Origin of the sequence: Minwuia sp. (assembly GCF_048263705.1) — a bacterium.
Classification (GTDB): domain Bacteria; phylum Pseudomonadota; class Alphaproteobacteria; order Minwuiales; family Minwuiaceae; genus Minwuia.
The window spans coordinates 86,246-112,211 of sequence record NZ_JBLXDV010000004.1 but is presented as its reverse complement, the minus strand read 5'-3'; the positions used below and the strand labels follow the sequence as shown (position 1 = coordinate 112,211).

Here is a 25,966-nt window from a genome sequence, read left to right as displayed (position 1 = left end):
GCGTTTGAACATGAACATCCAGGAACTTGAGACCGAACTGACCGGTCTGGTCGAGAGCGCTGCCGACATGGCGGCGCTGGAGGCCGCGCGCGTGACCGTACTGGGCAAGAAGGGCCGCCTGACCGAGCTGATGCGCGGTCTGGGCAAGATGGACCCGGAAGAGCGCCAGACGGTCGCCCCGCAGCTGAACCAGATGAAGGGCCGCCTGACCGACGCCATCGAGGCGCGGCGCGCGGATCTGAAACGGGCCGAGCTGGAAGCCCGGCTGGCTTCGGAATCGGTCGATGTCACCCTGCCGGTTCGACCGGAGGAGACGGGCCGCATCCACCCCGTCAGCCAGGTGATGGACGAGATCACCGAGATCTTCGCCGATCTGGGCTTCGCGGTCGCCGAAGGCCCAGACATCGAGGACGATTTCCACAATTTCACCGCGCTGAACTTCCCGCCCAGCCACCCGGCGCGGGACATGCACGACACGTTCTTCTTCCAGCCCGGTGACGACGGCGAACGGCAGTTGCTGCGCACCCATACCTCGTCGGTGCAGATCCGCTGGATGGAGAACAACCCGCCGCCGCACCGCATCGTGGTGCCGGGCCGGACCTACCGCTCCGACAGCGACATGACCCACACGCCGATGTTCCACCAGATCGAGGGTCTGGTGATCGACCGCGACGTGCACATGGGCCACCTGAAAGGCGTGCTGGAGGAATTCTGCCGTGCCTTCTTCGAGGTCGATGAGGTGCGCATGCGCTTCCGGCCCAGCTTCTTCCCGTTCACGGAACCGAGCGCCGAGGTCGACATCGGCTGTTCCTTCGACAAGGGGCAGATCCGCATCGGCGAGGGCGACGACTGGCTGGAGATTCTGGGCTGCGGCATGGTGCACCCGAACGTGCTGCGCGCCTGCGGGCTGGATCCGGACGAATGGCAGGGCTTTGCCTGGGGCATGGGCATCGACCGCATCGCCATGCTGAAATACGGCATCCCCGATCTGCGCGCCTTCTTCGAGGCCGATCTGCGCTGGCTGAAGCACTACGGCTTCATGCCCTTCGATGTGCCTGCGCTGGGCGGGGGACTGAGCCGATGAAATTCACCCTGAGCTGGCTGAAGGAGCATCTGGACACCGACGCGACCCTGGATCAGGTGGTGGAGAAACTGACCGCCGTCGGTCTGGAAGTCGAGGGCGTGGTCGACCGCGCCGCCGAGCTGAAGGACTTCACCATCTGTCACGTGGTCGAGGCCGTGCAGCACCCCGACGCCGACCGGCTGCGCGTCTGCACCGTGGATACGGGCAGCGACACCGTGCAGGTCGTCTGCGGCGCACCCAACGCCCGCACCGGCATGAAGGGCGTCTTCGCGCGCTCGGGCCTGACCGTGCCGGGCACGGGGCTGCTGCTGAAGCCGTCGAAGATCCGCGGCGTCGAATCCAACGGCATGCTGGTGTCGGAGCGCGAGATGGGCCTGTCGGACGAACATGACGGCATCATCGACCTGCCGGAAGACGCGCCGCTGGGCCGGCCCTTCGCGCCCTACATGGGTCTGGACGATCCGATGATCGAGGTGGCGATCACGCCGAACCGCCAGGAATGCCTGGGCGTGTACGGCATCGCACGCGATCTGGCGGCGGCGGGACTCGGCACGCTGAAGCAGCCCGATCTCACCGGCCCGGAAGGGACGTTCGAATCGCCCATCGATGTGCGCTTCACCTACGAGGACCCGGCGACGGCGGACGCCTGCCCGGTGTTCCACGGCGTCTATGTGCGCGGGGTCAAGAACGGTCCCAGCCCGAAGTGGCTGCAGGAACGGCTGATGGCCATCGGCCTGCGTCCGATCTCGACCCTGGTCGATATCACCAATTTCGTCACCTACGATCTGGGCCGTCCGCTGCATGTCTTCGATGCGGACAAGGTGCAGGGCGACATTCAGGTGCGCCTGTCCCGCAAGGGCGAGAAGGTCGAGGGCGTGGTCGGCGGCATCTACGAGATGACCGGCGCCGAATGCGTCATCGCCGACGATGGCGGCGCGCACAGCCTGGGCGGCGTGATGGGCGGCCTGTCCAACGGTGCGACTGCCGGGACCAGCAATGTCTTCATCGAAAGCGCCTGGTTCGACCCGATCCGCACCGCGCATACGGGCCGCCGCTTCGCCATCGAGTCCGACGCGCGCTACCGCTTCGAACGGGGTGTCGATCCGGAAAGCGTCGCCTGGGGCATCAGGGTGGCCGCACGTCTGGTCACCGAACTCTGCGGCGGCGCGGCGAGCACGATCGTCAAGGCCGGCGAAATCCCCGACCTGACGAAGACTGTCACCCTGCGCGCGTCACGCACGAAGGCGCTGGGCGGTGTCGAGGTGGCCGAAGCCGAACAGAAACGCATTCTGACCGATCTCGGCTATCGGGTGTCGGGCAGCGGCGAGGCCATCAGCGCGATGGTGCCGTCATGGCGCATCGACGTCGACGGCGAGGCCGACCTGGTCGAGGACATCGTCCGCATCAACGGCTATGACAGGATCGAAACGGCGCAGCTGCCGCGCCTGTCCGAGGTGGCGAAGCCCGGGCTGACGGCGGCGCAGCGCAACGTGCGCACGATCCGCCGCGTGCTGGCGGGCCGGGGCATGTACGAGGCCGTGACCTGGTCGTTCCTGCCGCGCGCGCATGCCGAGCTGTTCGGCGGCGGGTCGGACGAGATGATGCTGTCGAATCCGATCTCGTCAGATTTGGACTGCATGCGCCCGTCGAACCTGCCGAACCTGATCGCGGCCGCCGGGCGCAACGCCGACCGGGGCATCCCGAACGTGGCCCTGTTCGAGGCCGGACCGCAGTACCGCGACAGCACCGCGACGGGGCAGGATGCGGTGGCGGCCGGAATCCGGCGGGGCCAGACGGGCAACCGGCACTGGTCGGCTGCGCCGCGCGCCGTGGACTGTTTCGACGCCAAGGCCGATGCGCTGGCCGCGCTGGCCTGTGTGGGGGTCGATCCGTCGAAGCCGCAGGTCGTGGCCGAGGCACCGGACTGGTATCACCCGGGCCGGTCGGGCACGATCCGGCTGGGCTCGAAGCTGATCCTGGCCCATTTCGGCGAGATTCATCCGGCGGTGCTGGACGCGATGGACGTGAAGGGGCCGCTGGTCGGCTTCGAGGTCTTCATGGACCGCGTGCCGCTGCCCAAAGCAGCAAAGAAGGCAACCCGCCCGCCGCTGGTCGTGTCCGATTTTCCGGCGGTGAACCGCGACTTCGCGTTCGTCGTGAACAGCGACGTGCCGGTGGCCGACATGATTCGCGCCGCGCAAGGGGCCGACAAGACCCTGATCGAGGGTGTGGAGGTCTTCGACATCTACGAAGGCGACCGCATCGGCGCGGGCCGGAAATCGGTCGCCATCACCGTGCGCATGCAGCCGATGGACAAGACCCTGACCGACGAGGAGATCGACGCGGTCGCCGCGAAGATCGTCGCCAACGTCCAGAAGACCACGGGCGGCGAACTGCGGGGGTAGCGGAAACCGCCCTGCGTGGGCTGGTGCGGTATCGGCGGGTGGCGGACAAGCGGCAGATGTTTGCATGTACCGCATCGTCGAGGTCTCGCCTGAGGGCGAACCCCGGTGTCTGTCCTGCGAGTCCGAGCTGGACCGGATGCCCGGGCAAGCCGGGCATGACCCATTGAGTTCGGCACCGACCACCCCACCACAACGGGTCACCCCCGCCTTGTGCGGGAGGCGGGCATGACGCTATGGCCGAGGGTCGATGCAGCGATCAAATACCGAAATGCTTCTCCCTCCCCCTTTGAAGGGGGAGGGTCAGGGTGGGGGTTGTCAGCGGACCGATTGCGCGAGGGGTTCGACATTTGTCTCCGAGCCATCAACCCCCCTCCGACCGCTGTGCGGCCACCTCCCCCTTCGAAGCGCGGTTTGCAGGCAACCCACGAGAAGTGGGGGAGGCTTGATGACACCTACGTCACGAAGGCGATCAGGCGGCCACAGGCCAGCGCGCCGAGCCAGCAGGTGAGCGAGAGCACCGCGTGCAGGCGCAGGGTCGCCGGACGGGCGTCCCGCAACAGCCATCCCGCCCGCGCGTGCAGCAGGATGGCCGCGCTCGCGCCGGTCGCGATCAGGGCCAGCTTGACGCGGAAGATGTCCAGTCCGGCATATTCGCGTGCGCGGATGGCGAAGAGGCAGAGGCCCGCCGTCGCGGCCAGCGCCAGTCCGGCTGCCGCGACGGGCACCAGCACCCGGACGAGCGCCTGCCGGTCCACGCCGCGCCAGCACCCCAGCAGCCGCAGGTCCAGCGGCAGGATCGCGCCGACCAGCATCGCCACCCCCAGGACGTGGGTGCCGTTCACGGCGGCGTAGCCCCAGCGCGCGCCGCGCAGCCACTGCGCCGCTGCGGTGGTCTCCAGTCCCGCCAGCAGCGGCTCGATCACGCCGGTTCAGTCGCGCTCGGGGTAGAGTTCATACAGTTGCTCGCCCAGATAGAGGCGCTCCACCTTGATCAGCCGGTCGGCGATGTCCTCGGACGGTTCACCGATCAGCCGGACCTCGACGCCGGGGACCAGGTCGCCGTCTTTCAGGCCGGCCCTGTCGTTGCGCCAGGGCTGGCCCACCTCGGCGGTCCAGATGTCGCCGTCGGCATCCACGGTCAGCACGCCGTGCGGGTTGCCCAGTTCGGCCTTGGTGATGACGCCGGTCAGCTCGATGTTGCCGCCTGTGGTCCAGGCCCATCCATGGTGCGCCAGCGCCGCCCCGGCGGCGAGCAGCGCGGCGGTAACGGTGATGGCGGCGATCAGGTTCTTCATCTCGGTCCTCCGGAAAGCAGACGGGTACGCATCGTGTGACACGCCCCAGTCTAGAGCGTTTTTCGTTTTCATGGAATCACCATGAAAACGAAATAACGCAACTCGCACAGGTAGTTGCCATCCTTGAAAACAGTCTGAATGGTTCCATTCAGACTGTTTCCGCCCTAGCATGCCGGTACGCCGTCCGGGATCACACTGTGGCGGCGACCCTCGGCAGGCCGGGGGTGACGTCTTTGCATCGCCTCACCATCATCTCAAGCTGTCACCCCCGCTGGAGCGCAGCGCAATGCGGGGGCCGGGGCGGACATCCTGCGCTTTCAGAGCAACTCACGCATCCGCCCCCCCGGACAAGCCGGGAGTGACCGTCGTTTGCACGGGGATGAAAATCCTCTGCCCCGGCTTCTCCGCCCCACAAACCGTCACCCCCGCTGAAGCGCAGCGCAATGCGGGGGCCGGGGCGAACATCCTGCGCTTTCGGAGCGACTTCGGGCATCCGTCCCCGGACAAGCCGGGGGTGACAGTCGTTTGTCTGGCAGCACCGTTGTCGCCGACTGTCGCGGCCACATCTTGTGCGAGGCCAACGCCGCGATAGACTTCACGAATGCCGAAGACCTATTTCGTGTATCTGATGACCGACCGGAAATCGGGCAGGTTCTACTGCGGCGTCACCAGCGATCTGATCCGAAGATGCGCGCAACATCGTGCAGGCACCGCCGACAGTTACACCAGGCAGCACGGCCTGCAATATCTGGTCTGGTACGAGACCCACGAGAACATCCGTGATGCCCTTCGCCGCGAGAAGCGTGTGAAACGATGGAACCGCGACTACAAGTTCAACGCCATCGGAGCCGTCAATCCGGACTGGCGCGACCTGAGCGGATCGCTCGGCGGTGCCCCGATCGAGACCTGCCCGCTGATTCCGCGCGCCGGATAACAGGGCTGACAGCCGTCTACACCGGCTTCTCCGCCCCACAAACCGTCACCCCCGCCGGGCGCGCAGCGGGATGCGGGGGCGCCTGGGCGGTCAGCTCAGCAGCATGGTGGAGAGCTTGCGGCGGGTCGGGCGGGTCAGCGGGTCCTTCGGGCCCCACGCCTCGAAAAGCTGCAGCAGCTTCTTGCGCGCGCCATCGTCGTCCCATTCGCGGTCGTGTTCGACGATATGCAGCAGGTGGTCGGCGGCTTCCTCGCGCATGTCCACGGCCAGCATGGCGTTGGCGAGATCGAAGCGGATCTGTGAATTGTCTGGATCGGCATCCAGATCGGCCTGCAGCTTCGTCACCTCTTCCGAGGCACCGGGATCGGCGGCGTTCTGTGCGAGATCGAGTGCCGCGCGCGCGCCGGTCACTTCCGGATGGTTCGCGACCGCCTGCGGGGCCTGATCCAGCACCTGTCCGGCGGCGTCCAGTTCGCCCAGTTCGATGTAGGCGCGGGCCAGCCCGCCGAAACCCGCCGGGCTCTCCGGTTCCTGTTCCAGCAGCGCGGCCCAGGCCTGCGCTGCCTGCGCGTGATCGCCGGCCTCGACGGCGGCCTGTGCGGCTTCCGTGAGCTGCTCGGCGGGGCTGGGGCCGATGCCCCCGGCCACGCGATCGATGAACTCACGCACCTGGCTTTCGGGCAGCGCGCCCATGAAGCCGTCCACCGGCTGGCCGTTCTTGAAGGCGAAGACGGCGGGGATCGACTGGATGCGCATCTGCTGCGCGATCTGATGGTTTTCGTCGATGTTGACCTTGACCAGCTTCACCTTGCCCTCGGCCTGGGTGACGACCTTTTCCAGGATGGGTGTCAGCTGCTTGCAGGGGCCGCACCAGGGGGCCCAGAAGTCCACGAGCACGGGGACCTCTTTCGACGCCTCGACGACATCGGCCATGAAGCCCTGCATGTCGCTGTCCTTGATCAGATCGCCGCCCGCGGGCGCGCCTGTCGGTTCTCCGCCGATGATGGTTTCCATGCGTATCGTCTCCCCGGGTAGACTGGTGATGGAGACCATGTAGAACGTCAGGGCGGCAAGGGCAATCCGCAGGGTGCCACACCGGCCGGGACAGGGAGCGCGGAACGGGATCATGAACGGCGATCAGCCAGCGCCATTGCGCAGCGGATGGACGACCGGCGCCTGTGCGACCGCGGCGGCGAAGGCGGCGTTCACGGCACTGCTGACAGGCACCCTGCCCGGGAGCGTGCAGATCACCCTGCCGCGCGGCCAGACGCCGGTCTTCGCGATCACGGACCGCGGACGCGACGGGGAATCCGTGTCGGCCGGTGTGGTGAAGGACGCCGGCGACGATCCGGACGTGACCCATCAGGCCCTCATCGTCGCCACGGTCCGGCGGCTGCCCGAAGGCGCGGGCGTCCGCTTCCGCGCGGGCGCAGGGGTCGGGACGGTGACGAAGCCGGGCCTGCCGATCCCCCCCGGCGAACCGGCGATCAACCCGGTCCCGCGCGACATGATGCGGGCCATGATCTTTCAGGTGGCCACCGATCATGGCGTGGCGGGCGATGTGGAGATCACCCTGTCCGTGCCCGGTGGCGAGAAACTGGCCGAACGCACCTGGAACGGCCGGCTGGGGATCGTCGGCGGCCTGTCGATCCTGGGCACCACCGGAATCGTGAAGCCTTTCTCCTGTTCGGCCTGGATCGCCTCGATTCACCGTGGCGTCGATGTCGCGGTGGCCAACGGGTTCGACCATGTCGCCGCCGCCACCGGATCGACCTCCGAAGCTGCGGTACGGCTGAAGTATGGCCTGCCGGAAACGCATGTCCTGGACATGGGCGACTTCATCGGCGGCACCCTGAAGTACCTGCGGTCCCATCCCGTACCCCGCCTGACCATCGCCGGCGGTTTCGCCAAGCTGACCAAGTTCGCGCAGGGGGCCAACGACCTGCATTCGGGACGCAGCCAGATCGACATGGCCGCCCTCGCCGTCCTGTCGGGCGCTCCCGATCTGCTGGGGGACGCACACACCGCCAAGCATGCGCTGGAGATCGCGCGCCAGAACGACATCGATCTGGCCGGGCGGATCGCCCGGTTGGGACAGGCGCGCGCGGCGGAGATGCTGGCCGGGACCGGCACCGCCGTCAGCCTGATGATCACCGACCGGCAGGGCAGCATCGTGGCCGAAGCCGGATGACGCGCGTGCTGCTGCTGGCCGGCACCGGCGAGGCGCGGGCGATCGCCGCCGCGCTGCGCGACGATGCCGGCTTCGAGGTCCTCGCCTCGCTGGCGGGCGCGACGACGCGGCCGGCTGATCTGGGCGTGCCCGTCCGGTCAGGCGGTTTCGGCGGCCCCGAGGGCCTGCGCCGGTTCATCGCGGCGGAGCGGATCGATCTGCTGGTGGATGCGACCCATCCGTTCGCCGCGCAGATGAAACGGCACGCCGCGGCCCAATCGATCCCGGTCTGCCATGTCATCCGGCCGGGCTGGCCGCGGCAGGCCGACGATCGCTGGACGGAAGTCGCATCGCTCGCGGAAGCGGCACGGGCCCTGCCCGGTGATGCGCGGGCGTTGCTGGCACTGGGCCAGCGGCATCTGGGCGATTTCAGGGGGCACCATGCGACGCTGTTCGTCCGGAGCCTGGAACAGCCGCCGGACGATGCCGCGCTGCCGGGCGCGCACTTCATCATCGGCGGGCCGGGACCGGTCGATCGGGAGGCGGCCCTGCTGCGGTCGGAAGCGATCAGCCATCTGGTCTGTCGCAACGCGGGCGGACCGGCAGGTCATACCAAGATCGAGGCCGCGCGGCGATTGGGCGTGCCGGTGATCATGGTCCGGCAGCCGGACCCGCCCGATGGCACCATCGTCGAAACGCCGGAGGGGGCGGTCGCCTGGTGCATCGCCCGGCGCGATCCCCGGTAGGGCTCATTTCTTCAGGCGCTCTTCGGCCACCCTCTCGATGGTCGCCTTCAGGTCGGCATGTTCGTCCAGCAGCTTGTCGAAGTCGCGCTTTTCGAGGATCAGCAGGTCGCTGAAGGTTTCCGCCACCACATCCACCGTGCGCGGCGCACCGGTCAGCAGGGCCAGTTCGCCAAAGAAATCGCCCGACCCCAGCATCACCGGGTCCGGTTCGACATGCACGGCGATGGCGCCCGACGACACGAAGTACATGGAATTGCCGGCTTCGCCCTTGGCGCAGATGGTCTCGCCCGGAATCGCCAGCTGCGATTTCAGCAGGCGCGCGATGGCACCGATGCGCGCCGCGCTGAGATCGGCAAAGATCGGCACCCGGGAGACCATCGCCTCCGGGTCGAGGCCGAGGTCCAGATCCGGGCGGCGGCCCATGGCGGCTTCGCGTTCCTCCAGTTCGTTCTGCAGGTTGGCGTAGATCTCGGCGCCGATGATCGCCTCGTCGTGCAGGCGGTTGTAGTCGGCACGCTCCCGGCGCAGGGCGACCTGATGCAGATAGCGCTGCTGCAGTTCCGCCGCATAGTCCGGATACTGCGCGCGCAGGGCCGACAGCGCCGACATGGTGCGCTCCAGCCGCTCATCCAGCATCTGGCAGAGCGCATCGGCGGCGGCATCGCCGACCAGCGCGCGAATGTCGTCGACACCGCTCCGGCGCACGCCGGTCAGCACCGCCTGACAGGTCCGCAGCCGTTCCATGCGGTTGGCCAGCCGCTTGCTCATGGGTCCGGCTATGCCGAGGCGGCGCTGTAGCCGCATCGACAGGCGGAAGCGCCAGTTGAAGCCCAGGATGTAGTTGCAGACGTCGCGATAGCCCTCGACGCCTCTCGCCTTGGTCGCATCCATCAGTTCGTCCGTCATGGCAACCAGCTCGCGCGCGATGCCGCTGTGGACATAGCCGCCGGAATACTGCTGGAAATAGCCCTGACGTTCCTGGCCGATGGTGGCCATCAGGCCGATCTTCAGCCAGTCCTGCTCGCTCAGGTCCGCGCCGTCGCGTTCCTCGGCGCGGATCTGCTCGACCCGTTCGCGGTAGTGCCGGGCCACGGTGTCGGCCACCGATTCCGGTATCCGCCGTTCCGCCGCCACCCGATGTACCTGCGCGCCGATATCATCCAGCGCGCGGGCGATGGTCCTGTTGCGCAGGGCCAGGTCCGCCGGAGACAGCCTGTCCAGACCGAACGCCTTCATCACCGTGCCGACAGTGGTGGCATTGATGAACAGGGTGAACAGCACGAAGGCGCAGACCAGCGCCGCCACGAAGTTGCGCACATCCTCGGGGAAGGCGTCGTTCTCGAACACGGCCAGCGCCAGCGCCAGCGAGACCGCACCGCGCAGGCCGCCCCACCACATCACCGTCCGGAACCCCAGGCTGACGTCGGCGGCCATATGCGCCTTCGACAGGGCCGGCAGCACGGCATGGGTCAGCACGCCGCGCGCGACGAAGGCGGTCACCAGCAGCACGACCAGCGTCAGTACCATGTCGCGGGAGAAGTGCGTCATGATCTCGGGGACGGCCATACCGACCAGCACGAAGATCAGCGAGTTCGCCCAGAAGCCCAGGTTCTCCCAGGTTTCCGACAGCAGGTGCCAGCCGCCGCCGGACATACTGGTCCGCCCGATCGAGCCCATCACGAGCGCCGCGGTGACCGTCGCCATCACACCGGAGACATGCAGGTAGTGCTCGGCGATCAGGAACGACAGATAGGCCAGCGAGATGGTCAGGGTCACCTCGACCAGCGCGATGCCGCCGACATGCCCGATGATCCAGGCGAACAGCCGCGCCATCAGGAAGCCGACCACGATACCGCCGAAGAAGACCTTGATGAAGTTCAGCGCGCCGCCGAACAGGTCCGCGTCCGCGGCGCCCAGCAGCATGGCCACCAGAATGTTGAACAGCACGATGGCGGTGGCGTCGTTGAACAGGCTCTCGCCCTCGACCAGGATCGCCAGCCGCTTGGGCGCGCCGAGGTCCTTGAAGATCGCCACCACGGCCACCGGATCCGTGGCCGACAGGATCGCTCCCAGCAGCAGGCAGACCACGAAACCCATGCCACTGACGGCGTAGACCGCGCCGCCGACCATGAAGGCCGAGATCAACAGGCCGACGACCGCCAGGAACAGGATAGGCCGGATATCGGCCATCAGCTTGCGCACGTCGATCGACAGGCTGCTTTCGAACACCAGCGCCGGCAGGAACACGAAGATGATGATCTCCGACGTCAGGTTGAAACTCTCGAAACTGTGGAACAGGTCGCTGACCGGCCCCAGATGCGCGCCCCGGGTCGCATCGATCAGCAGCCCCAGCACGATGCCGAGCACCGCCAGCAGCACCGTGTACGGAAACTTGTAGCGTCTGGCCAAAGGCAGGATGAGCACCGCAATGGTCATCAGCCCGAACAGCCCGAGAATGGTCGTCCAGATCCCCTCGTGCATCGTGTATTCCCCCTGAAACCGATGCCGACGTATGATGTCGTGCGCGAATTATAGGCAGAAGGCCGGTCCGGACGCCATGACCTTGCGCGGTGGCGTGCCCCGGTCATACGTACGTCCGGCCCCGTGCTGGCCTGGGACGGTCCGGCATTTGACTGAAACGGTCAAACACAGGGTGTCACCCCCGCCTCCGTGCGGGGGCAATGGGCGGTTCAGCGAACGCCGCACGTATCAGGTATTCAGGAAGGCCTCCGGATAAACCGGGGGTGACAATCCGAGCGTCGGCGATTCAGTGAAAGACGGGACGGTTCTAGAGCGTTTTTCGTTTTCATGGAATCACCATGAAATCGAAATAACGCAACTCGCACAGATAGTTACCATTCTTGAAAACAGTCTGAATGGTTCCATTCAGACTGTTTCCGCCCTAGTCGTCCTCGTCCTCGCGCCCGATCATGTGCAGCGCCTGCGCCTTCAGGCCGATGGACCGCGCGTAATGGACCAGCGCATCCTCGCGTCCGTGGGTCACCCAGATCTCTTCCGCCTGGACGTCGCGGATGGTGGCCGTCAGTTCGTCCCAGTCGGCATGATCGGAGATGATCAACGGTAGTTCCGCGCCCCGCTGGCGCGCCCGCGCCCGGACCCGCATCCAGCCCGACGCAACGGCGGTCACCGGATCGCTGAACCGGCGCGACCAGCGGTCGGCCAGCGCCGAGGGCGGGCACATGACCAGCTTGCCGACCAGCGAGGAGGGCGGCAGCCCGGCCACGGGCGCGGTAGGGCCGAGATCGACACCGAAGCGCTCGTACAGGCTGCAGAGCTTCTGCAGCGCGCCGTGCAGATAGATCGTGTCATCGAAGCCCGCGGCGCGCAGCAGCCGGATCAGCCGTTGGCACTTGCCCAGCGCGTAAACCCCCAGCAGATGGGTCCTTTCGGGAAAGGCCGTCATGGAATCCAGCAGCTTCGCCACCTCGTCCTGGTCGGGCGGGTGGCGGAACACGGGCAGGCCGAAGGTGGCTTCGGTGATGAAGATGTCACAGGGTATGACTTCAAACGGCGGGCAGGTCGGATCGGGCCTGCGCTTGTAGTCGCCGGAGACGATGATGCGTTGCCCGCGCCAGTCCATCACCACCTGAGCACTACCCAGAATATGCCCGGCGGGCACCAGCCGTACCGAAACGTCACCGACCGTCAGAGACTGGCCATACTTCAGGGTCTGGACCTTGTCCCAGGCCCGTCCCTCGTAACGTGACTCGGCGATCGCGACCGTTTCGGGCGTCGCCAGGATCGTGTGATTGCCGGGCCGCGTGTGATCGGCATGACCGTGCGTCAGCACCGCCTTGTCGACCGGTCGGTGCGGGTCGATGAAGAAGCCGCCGGGACGGCAGTACAGGCCCTCGGGCCGGTTCTCCAGCCAGGGCGCAGGCGATGTCGCGGTGGCGCTCAAACCAGATCGTCGATGTGGGCGAGGGCTTCGGCGAACTTCTCTTCGGCCTCTGCCTTCAGCCGGGGCAGGTGATAATCGGGGAACAGGTCGTCGGTCGGCTCGACCTCGCGCAGCAGCTGCCGCGCGACGGTGACCTTGTGCACCTCCGACGGGCCGTCGGCGAGCCCCATGTGGAAGCTCTGCAGCACCTGGTCGGCGAAGGGCATCTCGGACGAGATGCCGATGGAACCGTGCAGATAGAGCGCCTTCGAGGCGATGTCGTGCAGCACCTTCGGCATCTCCGCCTTCACGGCGGCGATGTCCTTGCGCACCTTCATGTAATCCTGATAGCGGTCGATCCGCCACGCGGTGCGCAGCACGAACAGGCGGAACTGTTCCATCTGGATCCAGGCGTCGGCGATCTTCTCCTGCACCATCTGCTTGTCGGCCAGCTTCTCGCCCTTGGTGGTGCGGCTGACGGCGCGTTCGCACATCATGTCGAACAGCATCTTCACCCGCCCCAGCGTCCGCATGGCGTGATGGATGCGCCCGCCGCCGAGCCGGACCTGCGCGACCTTGAAGGCTTCGCCGCGCCCACCCAGCATGTGGTCCTTCGGTACGCGGACGTCGGTGTAGCGGATATAGGCGTGGCTGCCTTCCTTCTCGGTCGCGAAGCCCGTGTTGCGGACGATCTCGACGCCGGGCGTATCGGTCGGCACGATGAACATGGACATGCGGCTGACCGTCGGCTGCTCCGGATCGGTGACGCACATGACGATCAGGAAACTGGCCCAGCGCGCGTTCGACGAGAACCACTTCTCGCCGTTGATCACCCAGTCGTCGCCGTCCGGTTCGGCGCGGCAGGTGAACACGCCAGGGTCCGCGCCGCCCTGCGGCTCGGTCATGGAAAAGCAGGAGACGATCTCGTTGGCCAGCAGCGGCTTCAGGAATCGCTCCTTCTGCGCGGGCGTGCCGAAGTGGGCGAGGATCTCCGAATTGCCGGTGTCGGGGGCCTGACAGCCGAACACGACCGGCCCGAAGCGCGTGCGGCCCAGGATCTCGTTCATCAGGGCCAGCTTCACCTGCCCGTACCCCGGCCCGCCCAGCTCCGGCCCCAGGTGACAGGCCCACAGCCCGCGCTCCCGGACCTGCGCCTGCAGCGGGCGGACCAGCGCCACATTCTTCGGATTGTGGATATCATAGGGCGATCCCAGCACATGATCCAGCGGCTCGACCTCGCGCGCCACGAAATCGTCCATCCAGTCCAGCGCCGTCTGAAACGCGGCGTCCGTTTCGAAATCCCAGGCCATGTGTGTTTTCCTTCACCGGACTATTGAGTTGTGGTCCGCAGAACTGCGACCCCTTGGAGGTGACAATAAAATGACGGGCGATCAACCAACTCCTGAGCAACTGCACTTCATTAGGAACGGCGGATCAAGAACGATCGCTGATTTCGTTGCTGACCGCATGGTGCCGATTGGCTTTGTCGCGTTTGATCAGTCGAGACCGAACTATATAGCCAATGGAACCATGGTGCCGGTTGAAGTTCCCAACCGTGTGGGTTTTCTCACAGCACGGCATGTACTTGATGGCTTAGAGCGTCTCAAAACAGAGCATCCCAGTTTTCAGATACTGGCAGCAGATACGAAAATCGACCTTGATCGGGAGCTTTGTATTCGGGCGCCCGACGGAGGCGATATTTGTCTTCTGATGTTTCAGAACTGGGGTGAGATACTCAGTCGCTCATCAAAGACAGCAGTTCGCCCTGATCGGATATCCGAAGGCAGAATTTTCGAAGGTCAACGTCTTGATTATGCGGGGTTTCCTGGACTTGAGCGTCGTAGTGTCATTGTGACCGGAACGTTGCACGTCGAGCATGGAATTTACTCCGTTAGTTCACTGGTAAAGTCGGTCGGAGAGTTGGATTTTTCCTTGAACGTGGAGCATGAGTTTCTTGTTCAGTGGGCGGCAGGACCTTCATTGAAACCCGGGTACGACGTCGGCGGAATGAGTGGAGGACCTGCTTTCGTTTGGCAAGAGGACGGAAAGTTTGTTGTTCCCATGCTCGCAGGTATCGTTTCCGAAGGTATCTCGGCGTTCAATATGATCAAGTTCGTGCGTGTGAATGAATTTTACTCCTATGTTGTGGAAAAACTGTCTCAACCGCGCTGATCCTTCATTATCGCTTCGTAGTCACGACCTCTGGAGAATATGCCGATGATGTCGACCCGATCGTCATCTACCCGATAGAAGATGGCCACATGGCGCTCGAATGTCGTCATGCGTACGCCGGAAACAAGGTCGCTGCGGTCGACTCCTGTGTAGGGCGCATCGCCAATTGTCAGGCAGCGCCGGACGATTCTGGCGACATAGCTCTCGGCAACATTCGCATCACCACTGGCGTCACGGACATATTCAAATATCTCATCCAGATCGTTTCGTGCCGAGGGCGCAAACTCCACCCGCACGTCCGTTACCTGGCGGCAGCGGCGACATCTTCGCCGGCACGCCGTGCAAAGTGTTCGAGGATTTCCTCTGCACTGAGACGGGGGCGGGGATCATCGATGGCCTGTTGCAGCCGGCTGCGTATCGCTTCGATGCGGAGGGCGTGTTCCTCCTCTTCGCGCAGCCAGCTTCGCATTGCGGTCCGGATGACCTCACTCGACGAGGCGTAGCGACCGGATTCGACACAGGCCCGCACTTCCTCTGCGATCTCGTCGGGAAGTGAGATGCTGAGCTTTTCAACCACCTTGCGACCTCCAGATTGCGGTACCAAAAAATCGTACCGCGCCGCGCCACCTACGGCAACAGCACCGTACTCCCCGTCGTTTTCCGCGCTTCCAGGTCGGTGTGGGCCTGCACCGCGTCCGCGAGCGCATACCGCTGGTTGACCTCGATCTTCACCTTGCCCGAGCCGACCATGTCCATCAGGCGGCCGGCGGACAGGGCCAGTTCATCGTCGCTCGCGTTGTAGGCCATCAGCGACGGGCGGGTCATGTAGAGGCTGCCGCCCGCGGCAAGCTTGCCCGGATCGAAGGCGGGGACGGGGCCCGAGGCATTGCCGAAATTCACATACATGCCGCGCGGCTGCAGGCAGTTCAGCGACTTCTCCCAGGTCGCCGCACCGACCGAATCATAGACCACCGGCACGCCCTTGCCGTCGGTCATCTCCTTCAGGCGCGCCTCGAAGTCCTCATTGTCATAATCGATGACCTCGGCGAACCCGTGCGCCTTCGCCAAGGCGCATTTCTCCGGCCCGCCCGCGGTGCCGATGGCCCGCACGCCCAGCGCCTTCAGCCACTGGCCCGCAATCAGGCCGACGCCGCCGGCCGCCGCGTGGAACAGCACGGTCATGCCTGCCTGCACCTCGAACGTGCGGTGCACCAGATATTCGACCGTCATGCCCTTCAGCATCATGGCGGCGGCGGATTCGTCGTCCACGCTGTCGGGCACCTTCACCAGCCGCGATGCCTTGAACAGCCGCGCCTCGCAATAGGCACCGGGGGGCGGGTCGGCATAGGCCACGCGATCGCCGACCGCGACGTTGGTCACGCCGTCACCGACGGCCTCGACAATCGCCGCGCCTTCCATGCCGACGCCATAGGGCGCGGGCAGGGGATAGAGGCCCGAGCGGTGATAGACATCGATGTAATTCAGGCCGATGACCGTATGCCGGATGCGGGCCTCGCCGGGGCCGGGCTCGCCGACCTCGACCTCCTCCAGCACCATCGCTTCGGGGCCGCCGGGCTTGTGGACGCGGATGACCTTGACCATGGGTTTCTCCTCTTCGGATGAAGGAATCCCGGCCCGTTGGCCGGGGCGCCGTGGTGTCTGAGGCTACTTCAGCGCGCTGCTGAACAGATCCAGCGTGCGCTGGTTCGCCGTCGCCGCCGCCTCGGCATCGTAATGCTCGCCGCCGACGCGGGCGAAGGCGTGATCCTGGCCCTCGTAGTCGTGAATGGTGACGTGATCGTTGCCGTCCAGACCGGCGTGGATCGCGGCCTGCGCCTCGGCGTTGCAGAAGCCGTCTTCCCTGGCGATGTGCAGGATCAGCGGCTTCGAGATGTTCTTCGCCTCGTCCAGCTTGCCCTCGATCCCCACGCCGTAATAGCCGACCGCGGCATCGACGTCGGTGCGGGTCGCGCTGAGATAGGCCAGCAGGCCGCCCAGGCAGTAGCCGGTCGCGCCGACCTTGCCCGTGCAGGCGTCGTGCCCGCGCAGCGTGTCGATGGCCGCCTGGATGTCCTCGATCCCCTTGTCGGGGTCGAAGGTCTGGAACAGTTCGAACGCACGCGCCCATTCCTGCTCGGTCTTGTCGGTCAGCTGGATGCCCGGCTCGATCCGCCAGAACAGGTCGGGGCAGAGCGCCACGAACCCCTCGCCGGCCAGCCAGTCGGTGATGTCGCGCATCACCTGATTGACGCCGAAGATCTCCTGGATGACGACCACGCCCGGTCCGCTGCCCGACGCCGGTGTCGCCAGATACCCGCCGAACGTGCCGCCGTCCTTCGCCTTGATGTTGATGTTCTGACCCATCTGATCGTCCTCCCCACATACGCGCCGGCACAGGACGGCATGGCTGGCCATCCCGGGCCTGTCGAACTGGCGCTCTTCAATGTTTCACGTGAAACACTTCGTTAACGTCTGATGCTGCGGGATGTTAGGGAGGTCGGAGTCCGCCGACAAGGGCCTCGCGCTAAAGCAGGGCACCTTCGTGCCGCAGCAGCCAGACCTTGTCCTCGACGCCGCCCTCCGCCGAGAATCCGCCCAGCCTGCCGCCCGCGGCCAGAATGCGGTGGCAGGGGATGATCACCGGGATCGGATTGGCGCCGCAGGCCGTGCCGACCGAGCGGGCTGACGCTCCCAGTTCGCCCGCGACATCGCCGTAGGTGCGGTACCCGCCTTTCGGGATCGCGACCATCGCATCCCAGACCGCGCGCTGGAATGTGGTGCCGGACGGGCTGACCGGCAGGTCGAAGGTGTCGCGCTTTCCGGCAAAATATTCGGCAAGCTGGTCGGCGGCCCTGGCCAGCAGGCTGCCGGGGGCGGGCGGCGTGATGGTGCCGTCGTGCTTCGTCCAGCGCAGCCGGGTGATGGCTCCGTCCTCGGCCTCGATCCGGATGCGCCCCAGCGGGCTGTCGATGATCGCCTGTTCCATGAAGGAACATTAGCAGAATACGATCCGGTCGGCCAGCGCGGCAGAACGCGAACGCCAACCCCCGGACAGGCCGGGGCCGGCGGCTCACCCGGTGCGCAGATCCTCGGCCAGTTGCGCCGGATCGGTCACCGGCAGGCCGCAGACCATCTCGCGGCAGAGGTAGGCGGTGGCCTTGCTGTCCTGCATCGACCGACCCGCCGCGGGGTGACCCTCGGGCAGCGTCTCGCCGGGCGCGACACGGATCAGCAGGCGGTCCGGGCCGGCCTCGCGGGTGGCGGCGATCAGCGCTTCGGTATCGTCGGCACCGGAGGCGCCGATGATCACGATGTCCAGCGCGGCCATGTCATAGGCGATCGCGTTCAGGGCGCTGGCCAGCGGGAAGAAGTTGCGCGTGAGCTGGTCGGCGATGGCGCCCACCGCGGCATCGATGCGGGCCCGGTAATCGGTCTTGCCCGTGATCCGCCAGAGCCGGCTGAGATTGTCGATCATGACGCCATTGCCGTTCGGCGTGGCATTGTCGGCCAGGGTCAGGGTGCGCACGATCAGGGCTTCGGCGTCGTCGGCGGTGAAGTACCATGCACCGGATGCCGGATCGGCAAAATGCCGCTCGACCACCGCGAACCAGCGTTCGGCCCGGTCGACGAACCCCGTCTCGCCGGTCGCCTCATACAGCGCCAGCGCGCCACGCATCATGCCGGCGTAATCGTCCAGCATGCCGGTGTTCTGCGCGCTGCCGCGCCGCCAGGCGTGGAACAGGCGGTCGCCGTCACCCGACAGGTCGCGCACCACGGCGTCAAAGGCGGTGCGGGCCGTCGCGATCCAGTCCGGCCGTCCGAAGGTCAGGCCCGCCTCGGTCATGGCGGCGATCATCATGCCGTTCCAGTCGGCCAGCACCTTGTCGTCCCAGCCGGGCCGGATGCGGTCCGCCCGGCGGGTGAGCAGTTTTTCACGTGAAACAGCCAGCTGCGTCTCGACCTCGATATCCATCAGGTCCGGGTAGAGGCGGCGGTTGGGGATGTTCGCGCCTTCGAAATTGCCGTCGTCGGTGATGTCGTAATGGGCGCAGAACAGCGCGGCGTCCTCGCCCAGCACCTCCTCGACCTCGGCCTTCGACCAGACGTAGAACTTGCCCTCCACGCCCTCGGAATCCGCATCCAGGGTCGAGGCGAACGCGCCGTTCTCGGCGATCATCTCGCGCTGCAGCCAGGCGACGGTCTCGGCCACGCGCTGTTCCAGGATCGGCAGCCGTTCCCGGCGCCACACCTGACTCATCAGCATCATCAGCGCGGAATTGTCGTACAGCATCTTCTCGAAGTGGGGGACCAGCCATTCCGCATCGACCGAATAGCGCGCGAAACCGCCGCCCAGATGGTCGTAGATGCCGCCCTGGCTCATCCGGACCAGCGTGTTCAGCACTGCGTGCCGGGCATTCACGTCGCCGGTGCGCAGATGCCGCCGCCAGAGCACTTCCAGCACCGGTACCTGCGGGAACTTGGGCGCGCTGCCGATGCCGCCCATCTCGGGGTCCATCTCCTGCAGCAGCCGGTCGCCGACCTGATCCAGCACATTCGGCGTGATGTCGGGCCGGGAGTCCGCCTGTTTCAGCTGCGCGTTCTGTTTCAGGTTCGCGGTGATCGTCCCCGCGTTCTTCAGGATGGTCTCGCGGTCCTCGTCATAGACGCTGCGGATCTTCCGCAGGATCTCGGTGAATCCGGGCCGCCCGTAGCGCGCCGTGGGCGGGAAGTAGGTGCCGCCCCAGAACGGTCGCCCGTCGGGGGCCAGGAACATGGTCAGCGGCCAGCCGCCCTGTTCGCCCAGCATGTGCAGCGCATTCATGTAGATCGTGTCGATGTCGGGCCGTTCCTCGCGGTCGACCTTGATGTTCACGAACAGCGCGTTCATCACCTCGGCGGTCGCATCGTCCTCGAAGCTTTCGTGCGCCATCACATGGCACCAGTGACAGGCGGCGTAGCCCACCGACAGCAGGATCGGCTTCTCCGCGGCCTCGGCGGCGGCGAGAACCTCGGCCGACCACATCTGCCAGTGCACCGGATTGTCCGCGTGCTGCAGCAGGTAGGGGCTGGTGCTTTCCGACAGGTTGTTGCGGTTCAGATCCACGGTCATGATCAAGCCTTCGACAGTCACCGCCGTTCGCGGCTAGGATGGGGTCACGTACAGGACATCCTGACGTCGGCCCGACCATAGGACAGTGCAGATGAAAGTCACCATCAACATTGATTGCAGCCCCGAAGAGGCGCGGACCTTCTTCGGCCTGCCCGACGTGCAGCCCATGCAGGCGCGGCTGATGGCCGAGATCGAGGAACGGATGCAGCAGGGCCTGAAGGACCTGGAACCCGAGGCCCTGATCGGCAAGTGGCTGCCCCTGGGCATGCAGGGCATGGAGCAGATGCAGAAGGCCATGTGGGCCGCCATGTCGGGCGCGGCCAGCAAGACCGGGCCTGCCGCGAAAGACTGACCGGCCATGTCCGGCGGTGACACGATCTATGCCCTGTCGAGCGCACCGGGCCCGGCGGGGGTGGCCGTCATCCGTCTGTCCGGCCCGTCCAGCGACGCGATCTGCGAAGCCCTGACCGGGGCCTTGCCCGCGCCGCGCGCGGCCAGCCTGCGCACCCTGCGCGATCCGGAGACCCGCGAACCGGTCGACCGGGGGCTGGTGCTGCGCTTTCCCGGGCCGAACAGCTTCACCGGCGAGGATTGCGTCGAGTTTCAGGTGCATGGCGGGCGGGCCGTGCTGGACGATCTGTTCGCCGTGCTGAACCGCTTTCCGGACGCGCGGCTGGCCGAACCGGGCGAGTTCAGCCGCCGCGCCTTCGTCAACGGCCGCATGGATCTCACCGCGGCGGAAGGGGTGGCTGATCTGGTGGCCGCCGAGACCAGCGCCCAGCGCCGGGCCGCGCTGGCTCAGGCCGATGGCGCGCTCGCCCGCCTCTATGACGGCTGGCGCGCGCGGCTGATCCATCATCTCGCCCATATCGAGGCCTGGCTGGATTTTCCCGACGAGGATCTGCCCGATGATGTCTTCGCCGCGCTGATCGAGGGCGTGCGCGAGCTGACGGCGGACATCGCGGCCCACCTGCAGGACGCCCGGCGCGGCGAACGGCTGCGGGACGGGCTGACGGTCGCCATCGTCGGACCGCCGAACGCCGGCAAGTCGACCCTGATGAATGCGCTGGCCGAACGCGACGTGGCTATCGTCTCCGACGTGCCGGGCACCACCCGCGATGTGCTGGAAGTGCATCTCGACCTCGGCGGCTATCCCGTGGTGCTGATCGACACGGCCGGGCTGCGCGAAAGCGATGACACCGTCGAACGGGAAGGGGTGCGCCGGGCCCTCGACCGGGCGCGATCGGCGGATCTGGTCCTTGCGCTGACGCCGGTCACTGCTCCGGACGGGCCGCAGCCATACCGACCACCGCAGACCGGGGACGGACCCGATGTAGGTCCGGAAGTCATATCGGTGGGCAGTAAGGCCGACGCGCCGGTTTCAGACCTACCGTCCCGGAATGAAACAGAATTCGATGTCATTCTCTCCGCCCAGACCGGGGTGGGCCTTTCCGGGCTGATCGAGGGGCTGACGGCGCGTGCCGCCGCACTGACCGATGCCGGAGGGCGCGTTCTGCCCACCCGGCTGCGTCACCGCCAGGGGCTTTCCGACTGTCTGACGCATCTGGAACGCGCGGGGAGTTTCGATCCGGCGCTGCCGCGTGAACTGCTGGCCGAGGATCTGCGCCTCGCCATGCGCGCGCTGGGCCGGATCACCGGGACGGTCGATGTCGAGGATCTGCTGGACGTGATCTTCCGGGATTTCTGCATCGGCAAGTGACTCGCGCGCGATGTTTCACGTGAAACACTCGGAAATCGCCCGTCCGGAGATGGCCCGGCTGGCCGGACGGCGACACGGCGAGGCAAGACTTGCCCTGAACAAGCGACGGCGCGCTTGAAATCTAAAGAACGGCCCAGCAGTTCACCCCCCCAATCCCACAGTTTCCTTGAGCCCGGGCCCGCCAGCGCGTATATGCACCGCGATGGACAAGGTTACCGACATCACCTGGGACGTCGTGGTCATCGGCGGCGGCCATGCGGGCTGCGAGGCGGCGGCGGCCGCGGCACGGTTCGGCGCGCGCACGCTGCTGCTGACGCACAAGCTCGGAACCATCGGCGAGATGTCCTGCAATCCGGCCATCGGCGGGGTGGGCAAGGGCCATCTGGTGCGGGAGATCGACGCGCTGGATGGTGTGATGGCGCGGGTGGCCGACGCCGCCGGCATCCAGTTCCGGCTGCTCAACCGCTCGAAGGGGCCGGCGGTGCGCGGGCCCCGCGCCCAGAGCGACCGCAGGCTCTATCGCGAGGCCATGCAGGCCGCCCTGGCCGGACAGGAGAACCTGTCGCTGCACGAGGCCGGGGCCGACGACCTGATCCTGAGCGACGCCGATGCGCCCCATGTCGTGGGCGTGCGGACGGACCGGGGCGAGGAGATTCGCTGCGCGCGGGTCGTGCTGACCACCGGGACGTTCCTGCGCGGCCTGATCCATCTCGGCGAGAAGAACTGGCCCGCTGGTCGCATCGACGAGGCACCCTCGGTCGGCCTGGCGCTGACGCTGGAACGTGCCGGATTTGCGCTCGGCCGCCTGAAGACGGGCACGCCGCCGCGTCTGGACGGGCGTACCATCGATTGGGGCAGCCTTGAGATGCAGCCCGGCGATGATCCGCCGATCGCCTTCTCATGGCTGACAGAGAGAATCACGACACCGCAGATCGCCTGCGGCATCAGTGAGACGACACCGGCGGCCCACGACATCATCCGTGCGAACATCCACCGCTCGCCCATGTATTCCGGCCAGATCGATTCGGTCGGCCCGCGCTATTGCCCGTCGATCGAGGACAAGGTGGTGCGCTTCGCCGACCGCGCGCGGCACCAGGTGTTTCTGGAACCGGAGGGACTGGACAGCGATCTGGTCTATCCGAACGGGATCTCGACCTCCCTGCCCGAAGAGGTGCAGCGCCAGATCGTGGCCCTGATGCCCGGCCTGGAAAGGGCCGAGATCGTCCGGCCCGGCTATGCCATCGAATATGACTATGTGGATCCGCGCGAGCTGGAACGATCGCTGGAGACGCGGCGAATCCCCGGCCTCTATCTCGCCGGACAGATCAACGGCACGACGGGATACGAGGAGGCCGCCGCGCAGGGCCTGATGGCCGGGCTCAACGCCGCCCGCGCCACGGCGGGGCAGACCCCGCTGATCCTGGGACGCGCGGACGCCTATATCGGCGTGATGATCGACGACCTGATCACGCGCGGCACGATCGAGCCCTATCGCATGTTCACCTCCCGCGCCGAATACCGGCTGACCCTGCGGGCCGACAATGCGGACCAGCGGTTGACCGCAACCGGCATCGACGCCGGTGTCGTCGGATCGCGGCGGGCGGCTTTCTTCCGGGACCGAATGGTGCAGCTCGACCGGGCGCGGGCGCTGATGAACGGCCGCACGCTGACGCCGACCGAGGCGCAGCGGCACGGCCTGAAGGTGAACGCCGACGGGGTCCGGCGCAGTGCGGTCGAACTGCTTCGCTATCCGTCCATCGGTTTCGAGGACCTGCGCCGCATCTGGCCCGATCTGGGCGACATCGCCCCGTCTATCGTGGAGCAGATCGAGATCGATGCGGTTTATGCCGGTTACCTAGACCGGCAGCAGGCCGATATCGTCTCGTTCCGGAAAGAGGATGCGATCAACCTGCCCGCCGATCTGGACTATGCCGCCATCGCCGGCCTGTCCAACGAGATGCGCGAGAAGCTGACGGCGGCGCGGCCGGCGACGCTGGGGCAGGCGGCCCGGATCCCGGGTGTCACGCCCGCCGCGCTCTCGCTCGTCCTCGCGGCGCTCCGCAGGCCGTCGAAACGCGTCACCGCCTGAGATGGACCGGGCGCAGTTCGCCGCCGCGACGGGTGTTTCACGTGAAACACTCGAACGGCTGGACATCTACGCCGCCGAGCTCGCCCGCTGGAACCGGGCCATCAATCTGGTGGCGCCGCGCACGCTGGACGCCGTCTGGCAGCGGCACTTTCTGGACAGCTGGCAGGTGCTGGCGGTGGCGGGCCGCGCCGACGGTCCGTGGATCGACCTCGGCAGCGGCGGCGGGTTCCCCGGGCTGGTGCTGGCCGCCTGCGGTGCCGCGCCGATAACCCTGATCGAATCGGACCAGCGCAAATGCGTGTTTCTGAGGGAGACCGCGCGGAAGATGGCGGTGCCCGTGACCGTCCTGGCGCGCCGCATCAATGATGTGCCGCCCGCCGCGGCCCGCTTCGTCAGCGCCCGCGCGCTGGCTCCGCTGCCGAAACTGCTTGAGATGGCATACAGATTCAACGGACCGGACACGCGTTACCTGTTTCTGAAGGGCCAAGATGTAGAGAGTGAGTTGACGGACGCCACGAAATATTGGAAATTTGACGTCTCACAGCATCCGAGCCGCAGCGACCTCGGTCGCGACAGCCGCGGATCCGTTCTTTCCATCGGAGCACTCAGGCGCCATGACACAGATGCCGCAGACTGACCGACCGTCCGGCCATGCCCGTACCCTGGCGGTCGTGAACCAGAAGGGCGGGGTGGGCAAGACCACGACCGCCATCAACCTCGGCACCGCGCTGGCCGCCGTCGGCCGCTCCGTGCTGATCGTCGACCTCGACCCGCAGGGCAACGCCTCGACCGGCCTCGGCATCGACCTCAACCAGCGTGACCGGAACACCTATCATGTGCTGGTGGGCACGGTGAAAGGCGAAGAGGCCATTGTGGCCACGAAGATTCCTCGCCTCGACATCATGCCTTCCTCGGTCGAACTGAGCGGATCCGAGCTGGAACTGATAGAACTACCGACACCGCAGATGCGGCTGAAGAAGGCCCTGCTCGCCCTACCGGCAAAGTATGACTATGTGCTGATCGACTGCCCGCCCTCGCTGAACCTGGTGACGGTCAATGCGATGGCCGCTGCCGACGCCGTGCTGGTGCCGCTGCAGTGCGAGTTCTTCGCGCTGGAAGGCCTGTCGCAACTGCTGAAGACGATCGAGCGGGTCCGCGTGTCGCTGAACCCGGATCTGGAGATCCAGGGCATCGTGCTGACCATGTTCGACCGGCGGAACCGGCTGTCGGAACAGGTGGCCGACGATGTGCGCAGCCACATGGGCTCGAAGGTCTATGAGACCGTGATCCCGCGCAACGTGCGCGTTTCCGAAGCGCCGTCCCACGGCAGCCCGGCGCTGCTCTATGATTACCGCTGCGCGGGCAGCCAGGCCTACATCCGGCTGGCGGGCGAACTGCTGCGCCGCGAACGCCGCCGCGCGATGGCGGCCTGACCGATGTCGGACACGAACGAACCGCCGCGCCCGTCCCGCGGTCTTGGCCGCGGCCTGTCCGCCCTGCTGGGCGAATCGGCGCAGACCGACGGCGAAACCCTGCAGCGCTCGCGCGCCAACCGGACCCTGCCGCTGGAGAAGCTGCGGCCCGGCCGCTATCAGCCCCGGCATCGCTTCGATGACGAGGAGATGCGCGCGCTGATCGAATCGGTGCGCCAGCAGGGCATCATCCAGCCCATTCTGGTGCGCCGCGACCCGGACGTGCCCGAGACCTTCGAGATCATCGCCGGGGAACGCCGCTGGCGCGCGGCCCAGACGGTGCAGCTGCACGAGGTGCCGGTCGTCATCCGCGACATGAGCGACGACGACGCGCTGCAGATCGCGCTGATCGAGAACATCCAGCGTCAGGACCTGAACCCCCTGGAGGAGGCCGAGGGCTATCGCAGGCTGGCGGACGAGTTCGGCCATTCGCAGATGGAAATCGCCCAGGCCGTGGGCAAGAGCCGCAGCCACATCGCCAACACGGTGCGCCTGCTGGCGCTGCCCGACGAGGTCGCGGAAATGGTGCGCGGCGGACGGCTGAGCGCCAGCGCCGCGCGCACGGTGCTGAACGACGACGACCCGGTCGGCCTGGCGAAGCGTATCGTCGACGAGGGGCTGAACGTGCGCGAGGTCGAGGCGATCCGCCGTGGCGTCGAGAAGGCGGCACGGCCCGCCGCCCCGAAGAAGCCGAAGGATGCCGACACCGAGGCGCTGGAACAGAGCCTGCGCGACGCGCTGGGCCTGCAGGTCGATGTGCAGCACAAGGGCGGCAAGGGCGGGCAGGTCCGCATCCGCTACCGCTCGCTGGAACAGCTCGACGAGATCTGCCGCCGCCTGACGCGCGGGACCTGACAGCCTGTCGGCC

General features: G+C 66.6%; 24 protein-coding genes. 12 read left to right on the top strand and 12 right to left on the bottom strand.

The genetic code is table 11. The features are described from left to right. The first annotated feature begins 10 nt into the window (after positions 1 to 10). The gene (pheS, locus tag ACN0X7_RS07645; protein ID WP_417515786.1) at positions 11 to 1,084 is read left to right on the top strand and encodes a phenylalanine--tRNA ligase subunit alpha; all 1,074 of its coding nucleotides are present in this window, start codon (positions 11 to 13) and stop codon (positions 1,082 to 1,084) included. Continuing rightward, entirely contained in the window at positions 1,081 to 3,489 is a 2,409-nt protein-coding gene (pheT, locus tag ACN0X7_RS07640) for a phenylalanine--tRNA ligase subunit beta (RefSeq protein WP_417515784.1), read from the top strand. Before pheS ends, pheT begins: the two co-directional genes overlap by 4 nt. Positions 3,490 to 3,941: 452 nt before the next feature. On the opposite strand, the gene ACN0X7_RS07635 is transcribed toward pheT, so the two are convergent. Together ACN0X7_RS07635 and ACN0X7_RS07630 are read right to left on the bottom strand one after the other, a co-directional pair. Further along, positions 3,942 to 4,412, bottom strand: a complete 471-nt coding sequence (locus ACN0X7_RS07635; RefSeq protein WP_417515782.1) for a hypothetical protein — start codon at positions 4,410 to 4,412, stop codon at positions 3,942 to 3,944. 6 nt (positions 4,413 to 4,418) lie between these two features. After that, a complete protein-coding gene (locus tag ACN0X7_RS07630; protein ID WP_417515780.1) occupies positions 4,419 to 4,784 on the bottom strand; it encodes a DUF6152 family protein in 366 nt (121 codons plus the stop codon). Between the two features lie 601 nt (positions 4,785 to 5,385). Here ACN0X7_RS07630 and ACN0X7_RS07625 point away from each other — a divergent pair. Continuing rightward, a complete protein-coding gene (locus ACN0X7_RS07625) occupies positions 5,386 to 5,718 on the top strand; it encodes a GIY-YIG nuclease family protein (protein ID WP_417515778.1) in 333 nt (110 codons plus the stop codon). Positions 5,719 to 5,808: 90 nt separating this feature from the next. On the opposite strand, the gene trxA is transcribed toward ACN0X7_RS07625, so the two are convergent. Next, positions 5,809 to 6,732 carry a thioredoxin gene (trxA, locus tag ACN0X7_RS07620; protein WP_417515776.1) on the bottom strand — a complete coding sequence of 308 codons (924 nt, stop codon included), beginning with the start codon at positions 6,730 to 6,732 and terminating at the stop codon, positions 5,809 to 5,811. Positions 6,733 to 6,844: 112 nt separating this feature from the next. Between trxA and ACN0X7_RS07615 the strand changes: the two genes are divergently transcribed. Beyond that, positions 6,845 to 7,909, top strand: a complete 1,065-nt coding sequence (locus tag ACN0X7_RS07615) for a cobalt-precorrin-5B (C(1))-methyltransferase (protein ID WP_417515774.1) — start codon at positions 6,845 to 6,847, stop codon at positions 7,907 to 7,909. Next, positions 7,906 to 8,634, top strand: coding sequence for a cobalt-precorrin-6A reductase (locus ACN0X7_RS07610; RefSeq protein WP_417515772.1), 729 nt, complete (start codon positions 7,906 to 7,908; stop codon positions 8,632 to 8,634). The genes ACN0X7_RS07615 and ACN0X7_RS07610 overlap by 4 nt, the downstream gene beginning before the upstream one ends. 3 nt (positions 8,635 to 8,637) lie before the next feature. On the opposite strand, the gene ACN0X7_RS07605 is transcribed toward ACN0X7_RS07610, so the two are convergent. The 3 genes from ACN0X7_RS07605 to ACN0X7_RS07595 form a co-directional block, all read right to left on the bottom strand. Beyond that, positions 8,638 to 11,115: a cation:proton antiporter gene (locus ACN0X7_RS07605; RefSeq protein ID WP_417515770.1), complete on the bottom strand. Its 2,478-nt coding sequence runs from the start codon at positions 11,113 to 11,115 to the stop codon at positions 8,638 to 8,640. Positions 11,116 to 11,536: 421 nt separating this feature from the next. Next, positions 11,537 to 12,556 carry a ligase-associated DNA damage response exonuclease gene (locus ACN0X7_RS07600; protein WP_417515768.1) on the bottom strand — a complete coding sequence of 340 codons (1,020 nt, stop codon included), beginning with the start codon at positions 12,554 to 12,556 and terminating at the stop codon, positions 11,537 to 11,539. Then, a complete protein-coding gene (locus ACN0X7_RS07595; RefSeq protein ID WP_417515766.1) occupies positions 12,553 to 13,845 on the bottom strand; it encodes an acyl-CoA dehydrogenase family protein in 1,293 nt (430 codons plus the stop codon). Before ACN0X7_RS07595 ends, ACN0X7_RS07600 begins: the two co-directional genes overlap by 4 nt. Before the next feature lie 70 nt (positions 13,846 to 13,915). Between ACN0X7_RS07595 and ACN0X7_RS07590 the strand changes: the two genes are divergently transcribed. Then, positions 13,916 to 14,707 carry a hypothetical protein gene (locus tag ACN0X7_RS07590; protein ID WP_417515764.1) on the top strand — a complete coding sequence of 264 codons (792 nt, stop codon included), beginning with the start codon at positions 13,916 to 13,918 and terminating at the stop codon, positions 14,705 to 14,707. On the opposite strand, the gene ACN0X7_RS07585 is transcribed toward ACN0X7_RS07590, so the two are convergent. From ACN0X7_RS07585 to ACN0X7_RS07560, 6 genes are all read right to left on the bottom strand, one after another. Further along, the gene (locus ACN0X7_RS07585) at positions 14,695 to 15,003 is read right to left on the bottom strand and encodes a type II toxin-antitoxin system RelE/ParE family toxin (protein WP_417515762.1); all 309 of its coding nucleotides are present in this window, start codon (positions 15,001 to 15,003) and stop codon (positions 14,695 to 14,697) included. The two genes, ACN0X7_RS07590 and ACN0X7_RS07585, sit on opposite strands and share 13 nt — an antisense overlap. A gap of 5 nt (positions 15,004 to 15,008) precedes the next feature. After that, a complete protein-coding gene (locus ACN0X7_RS07580; RefSeq protein ID WP_417515760.1) occupies positions 15,009 to 15,284 on the bottom strand; it encodes a type II toxin-antitoxin system ParD family antitoxin in 276 nt (91 codons plus the stop codon). 50 nt (positions 15,285 to 15,334) lie between these two features. Further along, positions 15,335 to 16,309 carry a quinone oxidoreductase family protein gene (locus tag ACN0X7_RS07575; protein WP_417515758.1) on the bottom strand — a complete coding sequence of 325 codons (975 nt, stop codon included), beginning with the start codon at positions 16,307 to 16,309 and terminating at the stop codon, positions 15,335 to 15,337. A 63-nt stretch (positions 16,310 to 16,372) separates the two neighbouring features. Further along, a complete protein-coding gene (locus tag ACN0X7_RS07570) occupies positions 16,373 to 17,071 on the bottom strand; it encodes a dienelactone hydrolase family protein (protein WP_417515756.1) in 699 nt (232 codons plus the stop codon). A gap of 160 nt (positions 17,072 to 17,231) precedes the next feature. After that, entirely contained in the window at positions 17,232 to 17,693 is a 462-nt protein-coding gene (locus ACN0X7_RS07565; RefSeq protein WP_417515754.1) for a methylated-DNA--[protein]-cysteine S-methyltransferase, read from the bottom strand. 84 nt (positions 17,694 to 17,777) lie between these two features. Then, a complete protein-coding gene (locus ACN0X7_RS07560; protein WP_417515752.1) occupies positions 17,778 to 19,817 on the bottom strand; it encodes a thioredoxin domain-containing protein in 2,040 nt (679 codons plus the stop codon). A 91-nt stretch (positions 19,818 to 19,908) separates the two neighbouring features. On the opposite strand from ACN0X7_RS07560, the gene ACN0X7_RS07555 reads away from it, so the two are divergent. The 6 genes from ACN0X7_RS07555 (at position 19,909) to ACN0X7_RS07530 (ending at position 25,953) form a co-directional block, all read left to right on the top strand. After that, positions 19,909 to 20,169 carry a DUF6489 family protein gene (locus ACN0X7_RS07555; protein WP_417515750.1) on the top strand — a complete coding sequence of 87 codons (261 nt, stop codon included), beginning with the start codon at positions 19,909 to 19,911 and terminating at the stop codon, positions 20,167 to 20,169. 6 nt (positions 20,170 to 20,175) lie between these two features. After that, a complete protein-coding gene (mnmE, locus tag ACN0X7_RS07550) occupies positions 20,176 to 21,537 on the top strand; it encodes a tRNA uridine-5-carboxymethylaminomethyl(34) synthesis GTPase MnmE (protein ID WP_417515748.1) in 1,362 nt (453 codons plus the stop codon). A gap of 202 nt (positions 21,538 to 21,739) precedes the next feature. After that, positions 21,740 to 23,626, top strand: coding sequence for a tRNA uridine-5-carboxymethylaminomethyl(34) synthesis enzyme MnmG (mnmG, locus tag ACN0X7_RS07545; RefSeq protein ID WP_417515746.1), 1,887 nt, complete (start codon positions 21,740 to 21,742; stop codon positions 23,624 to 23,626). 1 nt (position 23,627) lies between these two features. Continuing rightward, entirely contained in the window at positions 23,628 to 24,263 is a 636-nt protein-coding gene (gene rsmG / locus ACN0X7_RS07540; protein WP_417515744.1) for a 16S rRNA (guanine(527)-N(7))-methyltransferase RsmG, read from the top strand. Then, complete coding sequence (locus ACN0X7_RS07535; RefSeq protein ID WP_417515742.1) at positions 24,241 to 25,059, top strand: ParA family protein; 819 nt, start codon at positions 24,241 to 24,243, stop codon at positions 25,057 to 25,059. Before rsmG ends, ACN0X7_RS07535 begins: the two co-directional genes overlap by 23 nt. A gap of 3 nt (positions 25,060 to 25,062) precedes the next feature. After that, complete coding sequence (locus ACN0X7_RS07530) at positions 25,063 to 25,953, top strand: ParB/RepB/Spo0J family partition protein (protein ID WP_417515740.1); 891 nt, start codon at positions 25,063 to 25,065, stop codon at positions 25,951 to 25,953. Positions 25,954 to 25,966 lie beyond the last annotated feature (13 nt).